An 18,400-nucleotide genomic window follows, 5' to 3' on the forward strand; every position below is an offset into this window, starting at 1 on the left:
AGCGACGCACAAATCATAGTGAGTCGTTTCACCTTTAGGTGGAAAGTCCGGCGCAGCCGGATAAGGGGGAGCCGCGTAGCGGCTAATCACCAGAATGCCTATCATGCCATATGGCACCGAAAATAAATCCCGTAACGCTGACTTTATGTTCATCGCCCAAGGGGCGATACCACAACCCTCAGCGCCGCAGGCGCTGTCGCCCCCTGAGCGAAGCGATGCAACCCTTCTACACAACCTGCGGCGGAGCCGCGCCCCTTTTTTAAAATCTGCGGCGTCAGCCGCCACCACACCCTCTGAACCCTCTGAACCCTCACGCCGCAGGCGTGTCCAAGATATATAAAGGAGATAATCATGATAACCATCAATCAACTCATCTGCGATTTCCCCGACGGCGGAGGGAAGATGCTCCGCGCCCTTTCCGTCCCTTCCTTTACCCTGCCCGATGGCGGAATGGCGGTGGTTACGGGGCCTTCGGGCAGTGGGAAGACCACCTTTCTTCACTGCCTTTCGGGACTTCTGACGCCTGCCGCCGGCACCATATCCATAGGGGACGTGACGGTGACTTCCCTTTCCGCCGATGAGCGCTGCGCCTTCCGGTCATCCCGGGTGGGGTATGTATTTCAAAAGCCCCTTCTTCTTCCCTACCTTACGGTGGCGGAAAATATCCGCTTCTCTGCCTCTTTGGCAGGAAAAAGGGCGGAGAAGGGGGAAATAGAGAATCTTCTGGAAAGGGTGGGGCTTTCGGGGCTGGAGAACCGGCGGGCAGACCGGCTTTCCGGCGGCCAGCAGCAGCGGGTGTCCTTCCTCCGGGCTATTGTGCGCCGGCCTTCCCTCCTTCTGGCGGACGAGCCCACGGCGTCATTGGATGAGGAAAACGGCAGGAAGCTCATGGATTTCATGCTGGCCTATCAGAGGGAAGAAGGCTGCCTCCTTCTCTGCGCCACCCACGACAAAAGGGTGATGAATCGTTTCCCCCTGCGCTATGATGTGCAGAAAGGAGCATTTTTATGATTCGCCTGGCATTCCGGTCTCTGGTGCGCCGGCCCCTTCGCCAGTTTCTCCTGTTTCTCCTGATCATGGTGACGGCGGCGCTGCCGGTATTCATCCTGCAGACCGCCGGCGGCCTTTACGGCGGCATCAACCGGGCAGTGAGTCCATTTCCCATCCTGGCAGGGGCGAAGGGCTCTGCCTACCAGCTGGTGCTGAATACCGTATTTCTAAGGGACAGGCCGGTGGGGAATATTCCTTTTTCAGAAATGGGAATCCTGAAAAACAGGGGAGAGACCAGGGCGGTGTATCCGCTGGGCTTCGGTGACAATTACCGGGGATTCCGCTTGGTAGGCACAGACCGGGCTCTCTTTGGCTACCGCCCTGTAAAAAACAAAGATCCCTGGCTTTCCCTTGAGGAGGGCGCCCTGTTTCAGGAGGAAGGGGAAGCGGTGATTGGCAGCGAAACCGCCCGCCTCACAGGCCTCAAGGTGGGGGACACCTTCCGCTCCGTCCACGGCAGTTCCCCCAAAGGACGGGCCCATAACCACCCCTTCCGCGTCACCGGTATTCTCAGGCCTGTGGGCGGCCCCTATGACACCGCCATTTTCATCGACATGAAGGATGTGTGGGAAGCCCATGGAGAAAGGGAGCCGGATAAGCGGGAAGTGACGGCCCTTCTGGTGGTGCCGAAGGGATACAGGGAAGCCATGCATCTCCTTTCCGCTTACCAGGAAAATCGGGACGTGCAGATGGTCTTTCCCTCCCAGTCCGTCATCTCCCTCTATGCCATGGTGGGGCAGACGAAACATTTCTGGGAAATCTTCCTCGCCTCCCTTCTGGCGGTATCTCTCCTCATCACGCTCCTCGTTCTGTACTGGAGCGGCCTTTCCCGCATGAAGGAACTGGCCCTTCTGGAGGCCCTGGGAGCCGGTAAGGCCCGCATCCGCCGCTTCCTTCTGGCGGAAGAGGGTATGCTTCTTTTGGCCGGAAGCGTTTGCGGCTGGCTTTCCGGCTATGGTGCCAGCCTTCTGGCCGCCCATGCGGCAGCAGGCGCTGCCGCCATCACCATGGTCACCACCCCGGACTGGCGGGGCGCCCTCATCATCCCCGCCGTCACCATCCTGGGCACCGCCGCCGGCCTTCTACCTGTCCTTCTCCTGGAAAGAAAGGATGTGTCCGCTTATCTGTGAGAGGAAAGTGGGCTGGTGTACTTAGTGTACTAGTGGGCTGGTGAGCTGGTGAACTAGTGGGAAAGTGGGACAGTGGGACGGCTATCGGCTGTCGGCTGTCAGCTTTCCGCCGGGCACTGTCATTCCGAACGCAGTGAAGAATCTTGGTGAGTACCGCTAATGGCTCCTGCTAGCTCACTAGTCCACTAGTTCACTAGTTCACTAAAGAATACCGACCAGCGGGAAGACGGCAGACAGTCAGACGGTCAGATGTCAGACTTCCCGTCTTCCATCAGTCATCCTGAGCGCCAGCGAAGGATCTTGGTACGTGTCGATAGTGAATGAAATGCCGGTAACTGCCGGTCGGCGGGAAGGGGCTGCCTGCTGACCGCTATCCGTTGACCGATGGGCTGTATTCCTGAAAATGGGGGGCGCCCGGACCGCATACTGCCGGGGGACCTGGAATCCATTTGATTAGAAAGATTTTAATTTAGCAGAAAAAATTACACAAAGGACTTGACAGACCCGTCTCGCCTCGAGAAGATCGCATTCCCGATCGTCATGGCACTCATCGTTAATGTGTTCCTGCCGCCGGTCGCGCCGCTCATCACCATGCCGATGCTTGGAAATCTCCTGCGCGAATGCCTCGTCGTCGGCAAGCTGGCGGAAACAGCGGCCAATACCCTTCTCAATATGGTTACGCTGGTCTTGACGGTCGCCATTGGCTCGACCATGGCTGCGGATACCTTCCTCACGTCCTCGACCATACTTATCATCTTTCTGGGCCTTGTGGCGTTTGCCTTCGGTACCGGCAACGGCGTGGTCTGTGCCAAGATCATGAATAAGCTGTCCGGCGGCCGCATCAATCCGCTGATCGGCTCTGCTGGTATTGCTTCCGTTCCGATCGCAGCCCGCGTCTCCCACCTCGTCGGGCAGCAGGAAAGCCGCCGCGTCTTCCTTCTGATGCATGCTATGGGTCCGAACCTCGCCGGCGTCTTCGGCACCGCGATCTCCGGCGGCATCATGCTCGCACTTCTGGGAGGCTAAGGACTGGGGATTTGAGAAATGCGATTCAGGAAATTTTGATGGGGGCTGATGTTGTGATTGCATCGGGGTTTCCCGGATCCGTTTTTCCTTAGTGAGCCAAAGTTTTCCTACTAAAATTTTTATTAGTAATTATAGATAAAATCTTTTGGAAAATTCATTCTATTTTTGATAAACTATTAACAGTATAAAAAGTAAATCCTATGATATAGAGTCTTGATTAAGTACAGCAGGAAGAAAGTTAATAAACCAGTAGCATGAGGCTATCTGTGTTTGTTTTCTTTCTTTTTTTTGTGGGGAGGTTTATTGTGATTCAATGGGGAGATTTTCTGATAGACCCGCGTGAAGGGGAAGATCTATGCCGCATGGCCGTTTTATTAGCTATGACTGTTGATCAAAAGATGGAAAGGGATTTGATCCTGCAATTACAGAAAAGGGGGATCAAAAGCGCTGCCACCACCGTGGCAGGGTTTGGTATTTCTTCTCAAAGCAATATCATTCGCAACGTAGTGAATTTATGCTTGAATACAAATATCATTGAAAGGAAACGGGAACATGTACATCCCGTAGCGCACTGTGTACTGGAAGTCACACAAAGCACAAGAGCTTCCGATGCGATCGGGCAGAATTTCTGTTTCAAAGCTGCTGTTGCTCGCAAAGGAAATCATTTCGCCCTAAGCTTTTATGGCAATCTGGCTATGCATGAACTTTCCGGCCATAAAACGATAGGGGTCGGTTTTCAAATCCTTGGAGATTGATTTTTACAATTTCATAAAGTATCTCAGTATAGCATAAAGGAATTGATTTTAGCAGAAAAGTATCAACACGATGATATCGTGTGCATCTTTTCTGCTTTTTTTTCTGCCTGAAGGGGGTGTGCCAAAAGGCAGTGCATATTTTGTTTTCGTGAATAAGGAGGCTTTGAAATGACTAAATCAAGTGGTTTGGAACCTAAAAATGAAACGCCCATTACGAAGATGGGGAATGTGCTTCTCCGGTTCTCTTTAAAGTACATGCCAGATGCGAGTATCTTTGCAGTGGCACTGACTTTTATCGCTTTTGGCCTAGGAATCGCACTGACGGATCAGGGACCGATGCAGATGGTTCAAAATTGGTACAAAGGGTTTTGGGAATTGCTTGGCTTTTCCATGCAGATGGCTTTGATTGTCATTACTGGCTCTTGCGTAGCCAATGCGCCTTTGGTCAAAGGTTGGATCAACCGTATTGCATCGATTCCGAAAAGTGCGAAGTCGGCTGTGTTTACGGTGACATTGGTCAGTGCTTTGGTTTCTTTTGTGCACTGGGGCTTATCCCTTATTGTAGGGGCCATCTTAGCGAAGGAAATAGCGAAGAATCTGCGAGATAAAAAGATTCCTTTCGAATATGGTCTGATGGTTGCTGGCGCGTATGTAGGGCAGATGACTTGGCAGGGTGCCCTGTCTTCTTCGGTGGGTCTCTTCATCGCAACTCCAGGCCATATCATGGAAGACTTGATCGGCGTAGTTCCTATGACGGATTACATGTTGAATCCGACAAATATCTGCGTCACCATCGCACTGGCTATCGGGCCTGCGCTTTTTGCGACGCTGCTTCTTCCTAAGAATCCATCAGACTATCAGCCACTGGATGAGGATGCGATCAAAGCGATTGAAAAGGAAGACCTGAAATTGCAGAAACGTCCGTCCAGAGCTACGGTGGGAGATATTTTAAACTATAGCCCAATTCTGGCCTGGGCTTTGGGGCTGCTTGGATTTATTTATATCTTCTATGCTTTCTATACCAAAGGCTTCAATGCGCTAGATTTTAACCTGTTAAATGCTATTTTCCTCTTCGGCGGTATTTTGCTTTATGGAAATATTGCGAATTATGTCATGGCAGTGAAAGATGCCGTGGGCGGTACGGCAGGTATCATTTTTCAGTTTCCTCTGTATGCCGGTGTCCTTGGCATTGTGAAATACTCCGGTCTGGTCATGGCTTTAGCCAATGGGATCGCGGCAGTCAGCACAGAAAGTACTTTCTATCTGTGGACTTTCTTATCCGCATCGATCGTAAATATGTTTGTTCCTTCCGGTGGTGGGCAGTGGGCTGTACAGGGGCCGGTGGCTCTGGAATCGGCCAAAATGATGGGTGCCGATTTGGTAAAGACCGCGCTGATGGTGGCATATGGGAATTGCTGGACCAATATGGCACAGCCATTTTGGGCGATTGCTCTTCTGGGAATCACGGGTCTTAAGGCGAAGGATATTATGGGATATTCTATCGGCATCATGATTTTATCAGGCTTCATTTTTTTCGCAGCCGCGTTGTTATGAGATAGGCGTGGCTATTCACCAGAATAGATGGTGAGAAATCAGATAAGGGATATTCTCTCTTGTCTCGCGATAGACGATCCGTCACAGTAACTACCAACCGCGAGTAAGCAGGAGCATTAGGTTATGATTGAACAGGAGAAGAAAAATGGAACACTTTGAATTCATGGAAACAACGATTTCAAAAGTACACCAGGCATATTTGGAGGGTTCTTTGACAGCCGTTGAGCTGATTAAGTTCTATTTACAGCGGATCGAAGCCTATGATAAGAAAGGCCCGGCAATCAATTCGATCATTTGTGTCAATCCGAACATTTTGGAAGAAGCAGCTGCAGCAGATGCTTATCTGAAGGAACATCATGCTTTACAAGGTCCCCTGCATGGGATCCCGGTGATGCTGAAAGATAATTTCAATACCAGTGACATGCCTACCACAGCAGGCTCTATTGCATTGAAAGGATGGGTACCGCCAGAGAATGCTTTCGTAGTAGAAAAATTAAAACAGGCAGGGGCACTCATTTTGGCGAAAACTAATTTGCATGAATTTGCGATCTGGGGTGAAACGATCAGTTCGATCTTAGGGCAAACAGTCAATCCTTATGATCTGACAAGAACTCCTGGGGGATCTTCCGGCGGTACAGGTGCTTCTATTGCAGCGAATATTGGGATTATCGGAATGGGGACGGATACGATTAATTCCGTTCGCTCTCCTGCTTCGGCCAATAGTCTGGTTGGGATCCGCCCGACCATCGGACTGGTATCGCGCGCTGGGATTATCCCCTATTCTCTGACACAGGATACAGCAGGTCCTATTTGCCGCACAGTAGAAGATGCTGTGCGGACCTTGGATGTCATTGTCGGCTACGATGAGAAGGATGCAGAAACGGCATGGAGCGTAGGACAGAAAAGAGACAGCTACATCGACCATTTACAAAAAGATGGCATGGAAGGAAAGCGGATCGGGATACTCAAAAGTTTATTTGGAAAAGAAAAATGCAATGCATCTACCAATCAAGTGATTGAAACTGCATTGCAGGTATTTAGAGATCACGGGGCGACCTTGGTTGAGGTGGAAAACCAGATCGACCAGTCGTATCTGAATGAGGAAGTATCGGTACACCTCGATGATTTCTGCCATGATCTTAACAGCTATCTGGAAACATTACCTCCCAGATGGCCCGTTCACTCTATGAAAGATATTTTGGACAAGGGACTTTTCCATCCATTCTCGGAAGGAAATATGAGAGATGCTATGACACGGCAGGTGGGGAGTCCTCGTTATTTAGAAAAAATGTATAACAAAATTGCCGTACGCCGGGAAGTCATGAAAATCATGGCAGACTTGCATTTGGATGCCATGGTCTATCCCCACCAGCAGCAACTGGTGTGCAAAATTGGCAGCAATCAGCTGCAGAGAAATGGCGTGCTTTGTTCATCAACAGGTTTCCCGTCCATTTGCGTCCCTGCCGGATTTGCCCCCTCACCAGAGGCACCGATTGGAGTTCCTGTCGGGATGGAAATCATTGGGCGGCCATGGAGCGAACCGGTGCTCATTGAAATTGCTTACAGCTTTGAACAACATTCCCATTTCAGAAAAATGCCTGTATCCACGCCGGCCTTGGAAGACTGAGTGCGGGCTGAACAGATCAGGAATACCTTCTCCTATCTAAACCAAATGGAGCGTATTCTTGAAGTCTTTGAGATAGTGCCTGGAGACGGGCACTTTTTCTCAGGGGTAATGGCTGAGCGTTAGGAGAAGGGTGCCATTGTCCTGATTCTGGATTTCCTGGATCATGGAAAGGTTCACGATGTAGCCCTTGTGCGTGCGGAAGAAGCCTAGGGGGGAGAGGAGAGACTCGATGTCGCGGAGCGTCATCTTCGACTCGATGATTCCGCTCGTCGTATAGAAGAGAGAGCGGTCGGATTTCTCGGTGGAAATCAGAACGATTTCCTGCGCGGGGGAGATCATGATGGTCTTGCCCTGTGTCTGCAGGGAAATCTTCTGTGAGGTGGAGACGATTTTACCCGGCGCCCATTCCTTTTCCATCAGGGTGAGGCTGTCGGCAAGGCGGGAGATGGTGCGCGCGATGCGTGCTTCGTTGTAGGGCTTCAAGATATAGTCGAAAGCTTCCAGCTCGAAGGCCTTGACGGCGAATTGTGAGTAGCCCGCCGCGAAGACGACCTTCACCGGGAGGTCCATGCGGACGATTTCTTTCGCACATTCGAGCCCGTTCATGAGAGGCATCTCGATGTCGAGAAAAAGGATATCGACATTCGGATGTGTTTTCAGAAAGGCGAGGACTTCGCGTCCGTTGCCGTAATCTCCGACAACTTTGACGCCGGGGATGTTCGAGAGTTCATAGGTCAGCTCGCCGCGGGCCGGCAGTTCGTCGTCAGCGACAAGAGCACGGATTTCTTTCATGGGGTCCTCCTTTGGGGGAATGGGTTGGGGTTTAAGGTTCAAGGTTCAAGGTTCAGGGTTCAAGGTTCAGGGTTCAGGGCTAGCCGCGGGACGTACTGTCCCTTGATTGTGAATGAATGCTTTGCTCGAATTAGGAATGAAGGTGGCGGCTTCGCCGCGTATATATGGGGCGATGCCCGAAAGCGGCATTTCAGTCACCAGCCCCTAATCCCTAATCCCTAGCTACTAGTCACTAGTCACCAGTCACCAGTCACTAGCTCCCAATCCCCCTTTCCTCTTACCGCCACTATCCGTTATGATAGGGCCATAATAACAACAAGGGTAATGAAAACCTGCATACTTATTTCTGTACATACCTATTTTTATTGAAAGGAAGTCCATTCATGTTAGAAATCAAACCATGCAATAAGAACTGGCACACCAGAGGAGACGATACCGCAGCACGCATTGCAGCTGCCGCTCCGTATGCAGAGGGAAAGATCGTTGACGCAGCCAATACCGTCAAAGTCCTTGAAGCGGTCCTTCGCCCGGGCGATAAAGTCAATATCGAAGGGGACAACCAGAAACAGGCAGACTTTTTGGCTAAGAAACTGTGCGAAGTGGATCCCGCCAAGGTTCATGACCTCCACATGATTCAGTCCACCCTCTCCATTCCGGAGCATCTGGATGTCTTTGATAAAGGCATCGCCAGAAAGCTGGACTTCGCTTATGCCGGCAGCCAGGGCAAGCGTCTGGCGCAGATGGTCCAGAATGACGGTGTCGAACTTGGCGCTATCCATACCTACCTTGAAATGTATTCCCGCTACTTCATCGATCTCGTGCCGAGAGTTTCCCTCGTCTGCGCTGACTATGCAGATGCAGCCGGCAACATTTACACCGGCTTTTCCACAGAGGACACCCCGGCGATCGTCGAAGCGACGAAATTCAATCAGGGCATCGTTATTTTCCAGGTCAATCAGATCGTTGGTAAGCTCCCGCGTGTCGATATCCCGGCTGACTGGGTCGACTTCGTCGTCGAAAGCCCGACACCATACATGCTGAACCCGCTCTTCACCAGAGATCCGGCAAAGATCCAGAATGAACGTATCCTCAAGGTTATGATGGCGATCCGCGGCATTTACGAAGAATATGGCGTCAAAGTCCTGAACCACGGCGTCGGCTTCGATACCGCTGCTGTCGAGCTGCTGCTCCCGACCTTCGGTGAATCTCTGGGACTGCGCTGCAAGATCTGCACCCATTGGGTACTGAACCCGCATCCGACCCTGATCCCGGCTATTGAGACCGGCTGGGCGCAGGCCATCTACTCCTTCGGCTCGGAAGTCGGCATGGAAGAATACATCAAAGCCAGAAGCGACGTTTTCGCTGTCGGTCCGGATGGTACCATGCGTTCAAACCGTGCTTTCTGCCAGGCTGCCGGTCACTATGCCGCTGATATGTTCATCGGCTCCACCATGCAGATCGATCGCTTTGGCAACTCTTCCACTGCGACCAAGAACAATGTCGCAGGCTTTGGCGGCGCTCCGAACATGGGCTGCGATGCCAAAGGCCGCCGTCATGTCACTCCGGCATGGAAAAAAGCGGGCGAAGAAGTGGCGAACCGCTACGAACTCATGGGCGACCGCAACCGCGGCAAGAAGCTCGTCGTCCAAATGATCACGACCGTCTCTGAAAAAGGCTTCCCGGGCTTCGTCGATCAGCTCGATGCCGTCGCTCTGAAGAAGAATGCAAACCTTGATCTCGAACCGATCATGATCTACTCCGATGATCTCACCCACATTGTTTCCGAAGTCGGCATCGCGTACCTCCACAAGTGCCACAACATGGAAGAACGCATGAATGCGATCCGTGCGGTAGCAGGCAAGACGGAAGTCGGCAAGCTCGAAGATCCGGAGATCACGAAGAAGCTCAGAAAGGAAGGCATCGTCAAGCTGCCGGAAGATTTCGGGATCGATCCGTCTCAGGCGACACGCGACCTCCTCGCTGCCAAGAATATGAAGGACCTTGTGGACTGGTCCGGCGGTCTTTACAACCCGCCGGCTAAGTTCAGAAACTGGTAATGACAGCATGGAAAAGGCGATGTGAAATAACGATCATCTCATTTTCGCGTTCAATCTGACGCGGGGGACTTGCAGGTCTCATAGGAGTGACCGGGAAACATTATCCCAGTTGTCTTTCATGCCATGGTCACCCTATCCGCCCCTGCGGGGCACCTTCCCCTAGAGGGGAAGGCTGCGATACGAGAGTACCATCTTCTAAAAAAGGCGGCAAAGCCGCCACGAGAGCCCTGAACCCTGAACTCTGAACTCTGAACTCTGAACTCTGAACTTACGTCTACCTTTTCTGTCCTTGACTCCGGATAAGCGCGTCTGCTACACTGACTGTATAAGAAGCGTTTGGCCCCTGTAAATCCTCCACCGGCTTGCCGGTGGTTGGGGCCCCGCTTCTTTTTTGATTACATGAGTCGATTCCCCCGCGGGAAGCGTGGATTGAAATTGCTTCACCATTGATGACATTGAACAGCTCATGGTCGCTTCCCCCGCGGGAAGCGAGGGACAGAACCTTTGGCAGTTCCCGGGCTTTTCTTCTGCCTCTCCGGCCCCATTGCCTCTTGACAAAAGGGGCTTTGTGAGCCTATACTAAGCTAACTTCTAACGAAAGGAGAGGGAATGATGAGACTGGCTTCCATGAACGCAGGAATGGCATATGATGTCTTTGGCTGGAGCTATTATTATGGCTTCGGTTACTTTTGCTACGCCCGTGATGAGTCCCGTTCCCTTTCCAGATAAGATATTTCCAGAATGAAAGGACAGACTCATCAGAGCCTGTCCTTTTCTTTTATGGAGGATGGAAGGATAGGAGTTAGAAGAGAGGGGACATGGGTCCCGGAGAATTGAAGGAGCCCTTGGGAAGGGCAGAGGAGGAACATCATGATTATTGTAATGAAACAGAATGCACCGCTTACGGCTATCGAGTCTCTGGAACAGGAAATGAGGGACCGCGGATTCCAGGTGGACCGCAGCAAAGGTTCCAGCAAGGTGGTGCTGGGTCTGGTAGGCGATACGTCTGCCCTGGACGAAAGGGATTTCCTCAGCAATCCATGGGTGGACAAGGTCATGCGGGTACAGGAGCCCTACAAGCGGGCCAGCCGCGCTTTCCATCCGGCCGATACGGTGGTGGATGTGAAGGGCGTGAAAATCGGCGGTAAAAAGCTGGTGGTCATGGCAGGCCCCTGCTCCATTGAAACGCCTGAGCAGATCGGCGGCATCGCAAAGGCAGTAAAGGCTTCGGGGGCAGCGGTGCTCCGCGGCGGCGCTTTCAAGCCAAGAACTTCCCCCTACTCCTTTCAGGGGCTGGGGGAAAAGGGGCTGGATCTTCTGATTTCTGCTGCCCATAAGGGAAACATGCCGGTGGTGACGGAGCTCATGAGCGCCGATAAAATCGGTATGTTCCTGGAAAAGGGCGTGGACATCATCCAGATCGGCGCCCGGAATATGCAGAATTTTGACCTCTTGAAAGCGGTGGGCCGCCTGAATGTGCCGGTGCTCCTGAAGAGGGGCATGTCCGCCACCATCGAGGAATGGCTCATGAGTGCGGAATACATTATGTCCGAAGGAAATCACAATGTGATTCTCTGCGAACGGGGCATCCGCACCTTTGAAAAAGCCACCAGAAATACGCTGGATCTGTCGGCGGTGGAAGTGGTGAAGGAAAGAAGCCACCTGCCCATTATCGTTGACCCCAGCCACGCCACAGGCCATCGGGAAATGGTGCCGTCCATGGCCATGGCAGCCATTGCTGCCGGCGCCGATGGCATTATGTGTGAAGTTCATAATGATCCGGAACATGCATGGTGTGATGGAGCGGAATCCATTACGCCAGAGACTTTTGATGACCTCATGGGACGGCTGAAACAGCTGGCTCCTATTGTGGGAAGGGAATTGTAATCAGAAGCCCTGCATGTTCTTTCGGAGTGGAGAAAAGGCAGGGCTCATGGGAGCTCTGCCTTTTGCAACGTTTGGGGGCGATTGTGGCATTGGCGGGATCGGGACCTGGGCGGAGCTTTCCAGTATTCCCGTAGGGGCCTGCGCCTGCGGCGCAGAGGGGCGTATGGCATCCATCGGGCCTTTGGCCCTCGGTGCCAAGGGTTGTGTTCGCTTCGCTCAAGGGGCAGCTGCCGTGGTGGGCGCTTTTAGATGCGCCCTCTTATGGAAAACCTTTACAACCGCCCTGCGGGCGATGGAGATTCCCCCTTTGGTGGCTAACGCCACCACCTTTCCCCCGCAAGCGGGGGCACAACAACCCGTGCTTACTGTAGAGCCATTTATGAAGAGAGTGTTTCGCGGTGTTTTATTCTTCCCCCTGAATAGGGGTGGCAAGGGAACACGATTCGTAAGGGAGCAAAGCGACCTGAGAATCGTGTGACACGCTTTCCCGTGGAGAAGTCCGGCGCAGCCGAAAAGGGGGAGGCGAGCGTAGCGAGCCAATCACCAGAGTGCTTATCATGCCATATGATCCATAAAGTCAATCCCGTAACGCTGACTTTATAAGCATTGCCCGAAGGGCAATCCACCACCTTCAGCGCTGTAGGCGCTGTCGCCCCCTGAGCGAAGCGAACACAACCCGCCGCCGACAGGCGGCCACAACCTTCGGCCCGGAGGGCCGTCAAACTTAAGAAACTTAAGAACCCTCGGGGCGAAGCCCCGTCAACCCTCACGCCGCAGGCGTGTCCATTTATCCCCTTGTTTCCTGGGCGGAAAGGATTTTCACGCCTTCCGAAGGATGAGCGCCTTCATCCGCCATTTTCCGGGCCACCGATTCCGTAGGCACAGGGGCCATGGCTTTGCAAAGCCCCAGACTGCTGGCCAGCTGAAGCAGTTTCACCGACACCGTTTCAGCCGGCCTTTTGGCATGCTTCCGAATCAGGGACGGGGGCCGGAGAATGGTAAGGCTGGGAAACTGGAGAGCTTCCACATCCTTTTCGATGAGTCCTTTTAATTTCAAATAGAAAAAACGGGAAGAACTGTCTGCTCCTACCGACGAAACCAGCACCATATGGGGCACGCCGTTTTCCCTGGCCGCCCTGGCAAAGGAAAGCTGGTAGTCGTGATCTACCCGGTACTGGGCTTCTTTAGACCCCGCCTGTTTCAAAGACGTACCTAGGGCGGAGAAAAGAACATCCCCCTGCACCAGATGATGCCAGGTGTCAGGAAGGTTGAAATCAACGATAAATGATTGGATTTTGGGATGGGTAAACCCCAGAGGACGACGGGTAAAGGTGGTCACCGTTTCATAACGGTCATCATAGAGAAGCGTTTTTACCAGATCCTGCCCTACCGCTCCGGTGGCACCGATTACAATGGCTTTCATGGGGCCTCCTTGCAATTATGAACGATTGGCGTGAATCATTTCCTGCACTGCCCGGAAATCGGGGTCCCTGTCAAAATCATAGTTTGACTTTTCCCCCACCTTCCAGCGAATCCACACAGCGCCGTCAGCCATGATTTCAGAAGAAAGGGCCCTGAAACGGAGGGGCTGGTCTTTGGAAAGGCCTTCCTTTGCCATGAAAAGGGTCTGGGTATGGCAGCTGCCGTCGGCGGCAGGCGCTATGACCTGGCTCACCTCATCTGCCAGTCCGTCCTGCAGGAAGCTCCAGTTCAGCACGCCGCCGCCGCCCAGAATCATGGTGTCCACATGGAGGAGGTTCTTGATTTTCCTGCAGGCCAGGGGAAGGTCCACCTTGTCTTTGCCGCAGATCAGGTAACTGATACCTTTCCGGCGGAGAAAATCTTTGTACCCCATGGAAGCAGATTCCGTCAGGATTTCCACAATGTCCATGGAAATCCCGTTTTCCTCGGCCCTCTTTTCCTCCCAGGCCAGTTTTCCCTCCCCGTCCACCGCTATGAGGAAGGGCCCCTTGGCGCCGGTAAGGAAATCTCCCTCCGGCAGGGGAACGGCATTTTCATAGATTTCCGGCTTTTTGTACAGGGTCCTGTTGTCATCGATGGTGGTACGTCCCATGATGATGGCTTGGAAGTTAAATTTCCTCTGCACTGCATAAAAGGAATCCTCCACACCCTCCGGGCCGGGGAGCCACAGATACTTTCCCATGATTTTGCCGTCCAGGCTCGTTTCCATATGACAGATAATATAAGGTCTTTCCATGATGGTCTCCTTCCTTCTGGGAAAACAGGTCCGCTAGAAGCGGCGGGAAGCATTGTGTATAGATACCGCAGATTTATCGTTAAGGAAAATACGCAGAAAATGGAATCATCTCAAATTTGTCTTTTCCATTTTCTGTGGTATAATGAGCATAGAAAGAGACAGCTGGCATCCTGGGGAGGAAACGGCTCTCTCATAATTTTTTAGATTTGAAAGGAGCCTTCCAAGCCATTGGATGGCTTTTTTCAATTGCTACTTTTTAATAAGCGCAATAATGGCGACCACTAAGGCCGCGAAATTGATGATGACCATAAAGGCCTGATACAAATCTTGGCTCATAGTGAATCACCTCCTCTTACAGGAAGTAAGAGAAAGCCCTGCCAGCTGTCTTATATAAATATTAACATGTTTTTTAGAGATTTGGCAAATATCTCAAAAACAGGATAAGTGTACATACGATATATCCATAGTATTTATGATTACACCCGCAGGGCGCTGAATCTTTATTACTGCGGCGGAGCCGCCACCACCACCCTCAGCCCGTTAGGGCTGTCGCCCCCTGAGCGCTAGCGAACACAACCCGCCGCCATCAGGCGGCCACAACCCTCGGGGCGAAGCCCCGTCAACCCTCACACCGAAGGTGTGTCCATAAGGCAAAGCCGCTTCCCAAAGTGATACAATATATACAGGAAATGAGCCCTCACGGCTCATACTGTCAGAAGGAGGTTGACACAAATGGAAATCAGAAAAATTACCATTGCCGGCGCCGGTACCATGGGGTATTCCATGGCGGAAATTTTTGCGCGGAAGGGCTATGAAGTGATTCTCTGGAATCACCGGGATTCCACGCTGGAACGGGCGAAGACGAAGATCGCGCCGGACATGGTGAATCATATTTCTTACACCACCGACCCTGCGGCCTTCCGGGGACGGGATCTCATTGTGGAAAACATTGTGGAAGATCTGGCGGCCAAATCAGAATTCTACAGAACCTATTCTCCCCTGGCCGATGAAAAGACCATCATTGCCACCAATACTTCCGGCCTTTCCATCAATGCCCTGGCGAAGTTGGTGAAGGGGCCGGAGCGTTTCCTGGGTATGCACTGGTTCAACCCGCCCACTCTCATCCCCCTCATTGAAATCATTAAGAACGACCATACAAAGGCGGAAGCGGCAAAAACCATTTATGACCTCTCCCTGGCCATCGGGAAGAAACCGGCCATTGTGGAAAAGGACGCTCCCGGCTTTGCAGCCAACCGCATCCAGCTGGCGGTGATCCGGGAAGCCCTTTCCATGGTGAAGAAAGGAATCATCAGCAAAGAAGGGGCAGACGCAGTCATGAAGTACGGCCTGGGCTTCCGCTGGGCCTGCCTGGGCCCCCTGGAAACCGTGGACTTCGGCGGCCTGGACGTGTTTGCCCATGTGAGCGAATACCTCATGGCGGATCTGGAAGACAGCCACGAAGTGCCGCTCCTTCTGGCGGAAAAGGTGAAGGAAGGACATCTGGGCGTGAAAACGGGCGAAGGCTTCTACAAGTATGACGGTGATAAGGCAGCGAAATCCACAGAGGAAAGGGACAGGAAATTGAAAGCCCTCTATGAGGCGCTGTATAAGTGAGTGAACTAGTGTACTAGTGGGCTAGTGGGACAGTGGGACAGTGGGACAGTAAGCTGCGTTCTACCGGTCATTCCGGACAGAAAAAAGGATGCCGCTGGCGCGGCAGGTTGTGTAGAAGGGTTGTGTTTGCCGGCGCTCAGGGGGAAAAGTCCGGCTTCACTGGCCCCCTTCCCACGCAAAAAGGCCGCGGATTTTTCCGCGGCCTTTTCTGCTATCCATCAGCCATCGACGAGATCGCCGGTTTCCACTCTCCGGAGGCCTTCCAGGGGAAGGGAGGAGAGACCTGCCAGGGCGCTGCCTGCGTCCAGGAGTTCCTGGTCCGTGGCGCCCAGCTTGATCTGCCCCAGGGACAGGGTCTTTACGGAGACCTTGCCGGAAGCGGTGGTGCCGTTGTTGAAGCGGATCTGGAGTCTAACGTCGGATACATTTTTCTTTGCTGCCATAGGATGACTTCCTTTCTTTTACACTACATGAAATAATCAATGAAATGACTGCCCTTAGGCCAGCTCTTCTTCAGAGGTGGTGACGATGGCGGCCTTTTCCAGGTCGGTCACATCCACCCCTCCGTTGGTGATGAGGACGGGCACCATTTTGGCTGCTGCCAGTTTGGCTTCGTCCAGGGTGAGGTTGTCCCTGGGGCTGGGCAGATTGATGGTGAGGGTGGAGGTGCCGTTGGTCTTGAATACGAGTGCCAGATTTTTCATGAAATCTACTTCCTTTCTTCTAAAAAATGGAATCGGGAGAGAAGCTTAGAAATCCGCCGCCCGGGCTGGCGGCTCTCTTTTCGCTTCTCTGGCTACATAGTCTTCAGGAAAGAAAAAGTGTCTCATGGGAAGTACAAATTTTTAAATTTTTATTTCAAATAAAAGAAGAACCGGGAAGGAACAGCAGTCATTCCTTCCCGGTTCTCTTTGCAGTATGCCTCTTTTCTTAGTGAGCTGGTTGGCTAGTTAGCTAGTGAGCTAGTTGGCTAGTGAGCTAGTTAGCTAGTCCACCAGTCCACCAGTCCACTAGTCCACCAGTCCACTAGTCCACTAGTCCACTAGTCCACTAGTCCACTAGTCCACTAGCTCACTATTTCACAAACTTTCTTCCTTCTTTCCATGCCTTCCCTACGGTACGGACCACTTCCATGTAGGTGCCGTTGACGCCGTCGAAGGCCAGGGGGCGCAGTTTGGCGGGGTCCGGTTTCCCATCGGTCAAAATGGATTCTTCCGCCAGAATGTGGACGATGCTGCCTACCACGTGGAAGTCTTCTCCTTCAGGGATGAGTTTTTCCACTTTGCATTCAAAGGTGAGAGGATATTCTTCAATCACCGGCGCGTTCACGTATTCGCTCTTTGCGGTGTGGAAGCCGGCCCTGCCGATTTTGTCTTCCACGGTGTTTCCGGAAACGGTGCCGAAGTAGTCGGACTCCGCCATGGTTTCCATGGTGGACATGCTGACGGTGAAGGCGCCGGTTTCTTTGATGTTTTCCATGGTTCTGTGCCGGTGATCCAGCATGATGCCGATTTTATTCGTGTCATATATGCCGGCCCAGGCGGCGGTCATGGCGTCGGGGCGTCCATCTTTGTCGTAAGTGGCAATGACGATGGCGGGCTGGGGAAAAATCCAGGAAGATGGTTTGAATCCTTTTTTCATATTGATTCCTCCTTATGGAAATGAAATTTGATTTCTTTCTTTTATTCTACCATTATCGTCTATGAGAGGAGAAACATGTAGAAGGGAATGAAGAAGACGCCCAGAAGGAGGGAGAGGCAGTTGATGGTAGTGGAGTATTTGGCGTCGGCGCCTACGGAGGCGGCCAGGATGGTCATGTTTGTCATGGCCGGCATGCCGGACTGCAGGAGAAATACGCGGGCGCTCATGGGGCTTATGGGAATGAAGGGAAGGAGGAGCCAGAGGCAGAGGGGGGAGAGGATGAAACGGCCTGCCATGGCGCCGGCCAGGTCCCGGTCCCAGTGGATGGAGGAAAGGGGGATTTCACTCATCTGGATGCCCACCACCATAAGGGCCATGGGGGTGGCCATATTTCCCACATACCGGCAGGCGGTCAAGGCAAAGGAGGGAAGGGGGATGTCCAGAAGCACCAGCACCACGCCGGCCACGAATCCCATGAGCGGCGGCGTGCGGAGTTTCTTCATCATTTCGCCGAAGGTAAATGTCCTTCCGCTTCCTGCGTCCTTCACGATGAGGTAGGCTCCCAGGCCCCAGAACATGGCGGTGTTGGCGATGTAGTACAGCATGGCGGAGGGCACGCTCTTTTCGCCGAAGAGGGCCACGTTCACCGGAAGGCCGATGAAAATGGCGTTGGCAATGCAGCAGGTGCAGGTGAAGACGCCCCGCCGCCCGGGCGAAATGTGAAGAATGGCCGCCAGGAGCCGCCCTGCCAGGTAGGCTGCAAAGATGGAGGCAAAGGGGAGGAGCAGATCCGGCGCCGTCTCGATGAGCTGGTCATGGGTGAAATTGGATTTCAAAGAGTAAATCATAAGGGGCGGCAGGGCCACGGTCATGGTCAGGCGGGTGAGGTCCTTCCCCGCCGTTTCCCAGAGCCATCCGATTTTGGCCAGATAAAATCCAAGTCCTGCAATGAGGACCACTTCAAATATGCCTGATAATCCCTGTAAAATGGCGTCCATGGTTGATTCCTTTCCGTGAAATGGAGGTGCGCTTCCGTGTTGATTCCTTTA

Annotated in this window: 16 protein-coding genes and 1 pseudogene; 9 read left to right on the plus strand and 8 right to left on the minus strand. The window is 52.7% G+C overall.

Translation table 11 applies throughout. The annotated features are described in order from the left end of the window. The first annotated feature begins 351 nt into the window (after window positions 1–351). The 6 genes and pseudogenes from B2Y11_RS02675 to B2Y11_RS02700 all read left to right on the plus strand — a co-directional run bounded on the left by B2Y11_RS02675 (window position 352) and on the right by B2Y11_RS02700 (window position 7,142). Window positions 352–1,011, plus strand: a complete 660-nt coding sequence (locus B2Y11_RS02675) for an ABC transporter ATP-binding protein (RefSeq protein WP_291055870.1) — start codon at window positions 352–354, stop codon at window positions 1,009–1,011. Then, window positions 1,008–2,180, plus strand: coding sequence for an ABC transporter permease (locus B2Y11_RS02680; RefSeq protein WP_291055873.1), 1,173 nt, complete (start codon window positions 1,008–1,010; stop codon window positions 2,178–2,180). Before B2Y11_RS02675 ends, B2Y11_RS02680 begins: the two co-directional genes overlap by 4 nt. A 486-nt stretch (window positions 2,181–2,666) precedes the next feature. Next, window positions 2,667–3,206, plus strand: a pseudogene (locus tag B2Y11_RS02685) (sodium ion-translocating decarboxylase subunit beta); the annotation flags it as partial. Window positions 3,207–3,472: 266 nt separating this feature from the next. Beyond that, on the plus strand, window positions 3,473–3,961 hold the full coding sequence (locus tag B2Y11_RS02690) for a HutP family protein (protein ID WP_291055876.1): 489 nt from the start codon (window positions 3,473–3,475) through the stop codon (window positions 3,959–3,961). A 168-nt stretch (window positions 3,962–4,129) separates the two neighbouring features. Further along, on the plus strand, window positions 4,130–5,515 hold the full coding sequence (locus B2Y11_RS02695) for a short-chain fatty acid transporter (protein ID WP_291055878.1): 1,386 nt from the start codon (window positions 4,130–4,132) through the stop codon (window positions 5,513–5,515). 145 nt (window positions 5,516–5,660) lie between these two features. Beyond that, window positions 5,661–7,142, plus strand: a complete 1,482-nt coding sequence (locus tag B2Y11_RS02700) for an amidase family protein (protein WP_291055880.1) — start codon at window positions 5,661–5,663, stop codon at window positions 7,140–7,142. A 99-nt stretch (window positions 7,143–7,241) separates the two neighbouring features. Here the strand turns inward: B2Y11_RS02700 and B2Y11_RS02705 are convergent, their stop codons facing one another. Then, entirely contained in the window at window positions 7,242–7,934 is a 693-nt protein-coding gene (locus B2Y11_RS02705) for a LytR/AlgR family response regulator transcription factor (protein WP_291055882.1), read from the minus strand. Window positions 7,935–8,317: 383 nt separating this feature from the next. Here B2Y11_RS02705 and mdcA point away from each other — a divergent pair, with 383 nt between their 5' ends. After that, window positions 8,318–9,991, plus strand: a complete 1,674-nt coding sequence (gene mdcA, locus B2Y11_RS02710; protein WP_291055885.1) for a malonate decarboxylase subunit alpha — start codon at window positions 8,318–8,320, stop codon at window positions 9,989–9,991. An 870-nt stretch (window positions 9,992–10,861) separates the two neighbouring features. Continuing rightward, window positions 10,862–11,878, plus strand: a complete 1,017-nt coding sequence (gene aroF, locus B2Y11_RS02715) for a 3-deoxy-7-phosphoheptulonate synthase (RefSeq protein ID WP_291055888.1) — start codon at window positions 10,862–10,864, stop codon at window positions 11,876–11,878. A gap of 787 nt (window positions 11,879–12,665) precedes the next feature. Here aroF and B2Y11_RS02720 read toward each other — a convergent pair. The 3 genes from B2Y11_RS02720 to B2Y11_RS08765 all read right to left on the minus strand — a co-directional run bounded on the left by B2Y11_RS02720 (window position 12,666) and on the right by B2Y11_RS08765 (window position 14,432). Beyond that, window positions 12,666–13,301, minus strand: coding sequence for an NAD(P)H-binding protein (locus B2Y11_RS02720; RefSeq protein ID WP_291055891.1), 636 nt, complete (start codon window positions 13,299–13,301; stop codon window positions 12,666–12,668). Between the two features lie 15 nt (window positions 13,302–13,316). Next, the gene (locus B2Y11_RS02725) at window positions 13,317–14,096 is read right to left on the minus strand and encodes a RibD family protein (protein WP_291055893.1); all 780 of its coding nucleotides are present in this window, start codon (window positions 14,094–14,096) and stop codon (window positions 13,317–13,319) included. A 249-nt stretch (window positions 14,097–14,345) separates the two neighbouring features. After that, window positions 14,346–14,432 carry a putative holin-like toxin gene (locus B2Y11_RS08765; protein ID WP_353888835.1) on the minus strand — a complete coding sequence of 29 codons (87 nt, stop codon included), beginning with the start codon at window positions 14,430–14,432 and terminating at the stop codon, window positions 14,346–14,348. A gap of 396 nt (window positions 14,433–14,828) precedes the next feature. Here B2Y11_RS08765 and B2Y11_RS02730 point away from each other — a divergent pair, with 396 nt between their 5' ends. Further along, a complete protein-coding gene (locus B2Y11_RS02730; RefSeq protein ID WP_291055896.1) occupies window positions 14,829–15,710 on the plus strand; it encodes a 3-hydroxyacyl-CoA dehydrogenase family protein in 882 nt (293 codons plus the stop codon). Window positions 15,711–15,928: 218 nt separating this feature from the next. Here B2Y11_RS02730 and B2Y11_RS02735 read toward each other — a convergent pair whose 3' ends face one another. The 4 genes from B2Y11_RS02735 to B2Y11_RS02750 form a co-directional block, all read right to left on the minus strand. Then, on the minus strand, window positions 15,929–16,153 hold the full coding sequence (locus tag B2Y11_RS02735; protein ID WP_291055898.1) for a DUF1659 domain-containing protein: 225 nt from the start codon (window positions 16,151–16,153) through the stop codon (window positions 15,929–15,931). Between the two features lie 54 nt (window positions 16,154–16,207). Further along, entirely contained in the window at window positions 16,208–16,414 is a 207-nt protein-coding gene (locus tag B2Y11_RS02740) for a DUF2922 domain-containing protein (RefSeq protein ID WP_291055901.1), read from the minus strand. Window positions 16,415–16,784: 370 nt separating this feature from the next. Beyond that, window positions 16,785–17,351: a flavin reductase family protein gene (locus B2Y11_RS02745; protein ID WP_291055904.1), complete on the minus strand. Its 567-nt coding sequence runs from the start codon at window positions 17,349–17,351 to the stop codon at window positions 16,785–16,787. A 59-nt stretch (window positions 17,352–17,410) separates the two neighbouring features. After that, window positions 17,411–18,349: an AEC family transporter gene (locus tag B2Y11_RS02750; RefSeq protein ID WP_291055907.1), complete on the minus strand. Its 939-nt coding sequence runs from the start codon at window positions 18,347–18,349 to the stop codon at window positions 17,411–17,413. Window positions 18,350–18,400: the final 51 nt, after the last annotated feature.

Source organism: Dialister sp. UBA1703 (assembly GCA_002320515.1).
Lineage (GTDB): Bacteria > Bacillota > Negativicutes > Veillonellales > Dialisteraceae > Dialister.

Excerpts from the sequence above, each read along its gene's own strand:
- B2Y11_RS02675 (WP_291055870.1), top strand. The coding sequence starts at position 352 with ATGATAACCATCAATCAACTCATCTGCGATTTCCCCGACGGCGGAGGG.
- B2Y11_RS02680 (WP_291055873.1), top strand. The coding sequence starts at position 1,008 with ATGATTCGCCTGGCATTCCGGTCTCTGGTGCGCCGGCCCCTTCGCCAG.
- B2Y11_RS02695 (WP_291055878.1), top strand. The coding sequence starts at position 4,130 with ATGACTAAATCAAGTGGTTTGGAACCTAAAAATGAAACGCCCATTACG.
- B2Y11_RS02700 (WP_291055880.1), top strand. The coding sequence starts at position 5,661 with ATGGAACACTTTGAATTCATGGAAACAACGATTTCAAAAGTACACCAG.
- B2Y11_RS02705 (WP_291055882.1), bottom strand. The coding sequence starts at position 7,934 with ATGAAAGAAATCCGTGCTCTTGTCGCTGACGACGAACTGCCGGCCCGC.
- mdcA (WP_291055885.1), top strand. The coding sequence starts at position 8,318 with ATGTTAGAAATCAAACCATGCAATAAGAACTGGCACACCAGAGGAGAC.
- aroF (WP_291055888.1), top strand. The coding sequence starts at position 10,862 with ATGATTATTGTAATGAAACAGAATGCACCGCTTACGGCTATCGAGTCT.
- B2Y11_RS02720 (WP_291055891.1), bottom strand. The coding sequence starts at position 13,301 with ATGAAAGCCATTGTAATCGGTGCCACCGGAGCGGTAGGGCAGGATCTG.
- B2Y11_RS02725 (WP_291055893.1), bottom strand. The coding sequence starts at position 14,096 with ATGGAAAGACCTTATATTATCTGTCATATGGAAACGAGCCTGGACGGC.
- B2Y11_RS08765 (WP_353888835.1), bottom strand. The coding sequence starts at position 14,432 with ATGAGCCAAGATTTGTATCAGGCCTTTATGGTCATCATCAATTTCGCG.
- B2Y11_RS02730 (WP_291055896.1), top strand. The coding sequence starts at position 14,829 with ATGGAAATCAGAAAAATTACCATTGCCGGCGCCGGTACCATGGGGTAT.
- B2Y11_RS02735 (WP_291055898.1), bottom strand. The coding sequence starts at position 16,153 with ATGGCAGCAAAGAAAAATGTATCCGACGTTAGACTCCAGATCCGCTTC.
- B2Y11_RS02740 (WP_291055901.1), bottom strand. The coding sequence starts at position 16,414 with ATGAAAAATCTGGCACTCGTATTCAAGACCAACGGCACCTCCACCCTC.
- B2Y11_RS02745 (WP_291055904.1), bottom strand. The coding sequence starts at position 17,351 with ATGAAAAAAGGATTCAAACCATCTTCCTGGATTTTTCCCCAGCCCGCC.
- B2Y11_RS02750 (WP_291055907.1), bottom strand. The coding sequence starts at position 18,349 with ATGGACGCCATTTTACAGGGATTATCAGGCATATTTGAAGTGGTCCTC.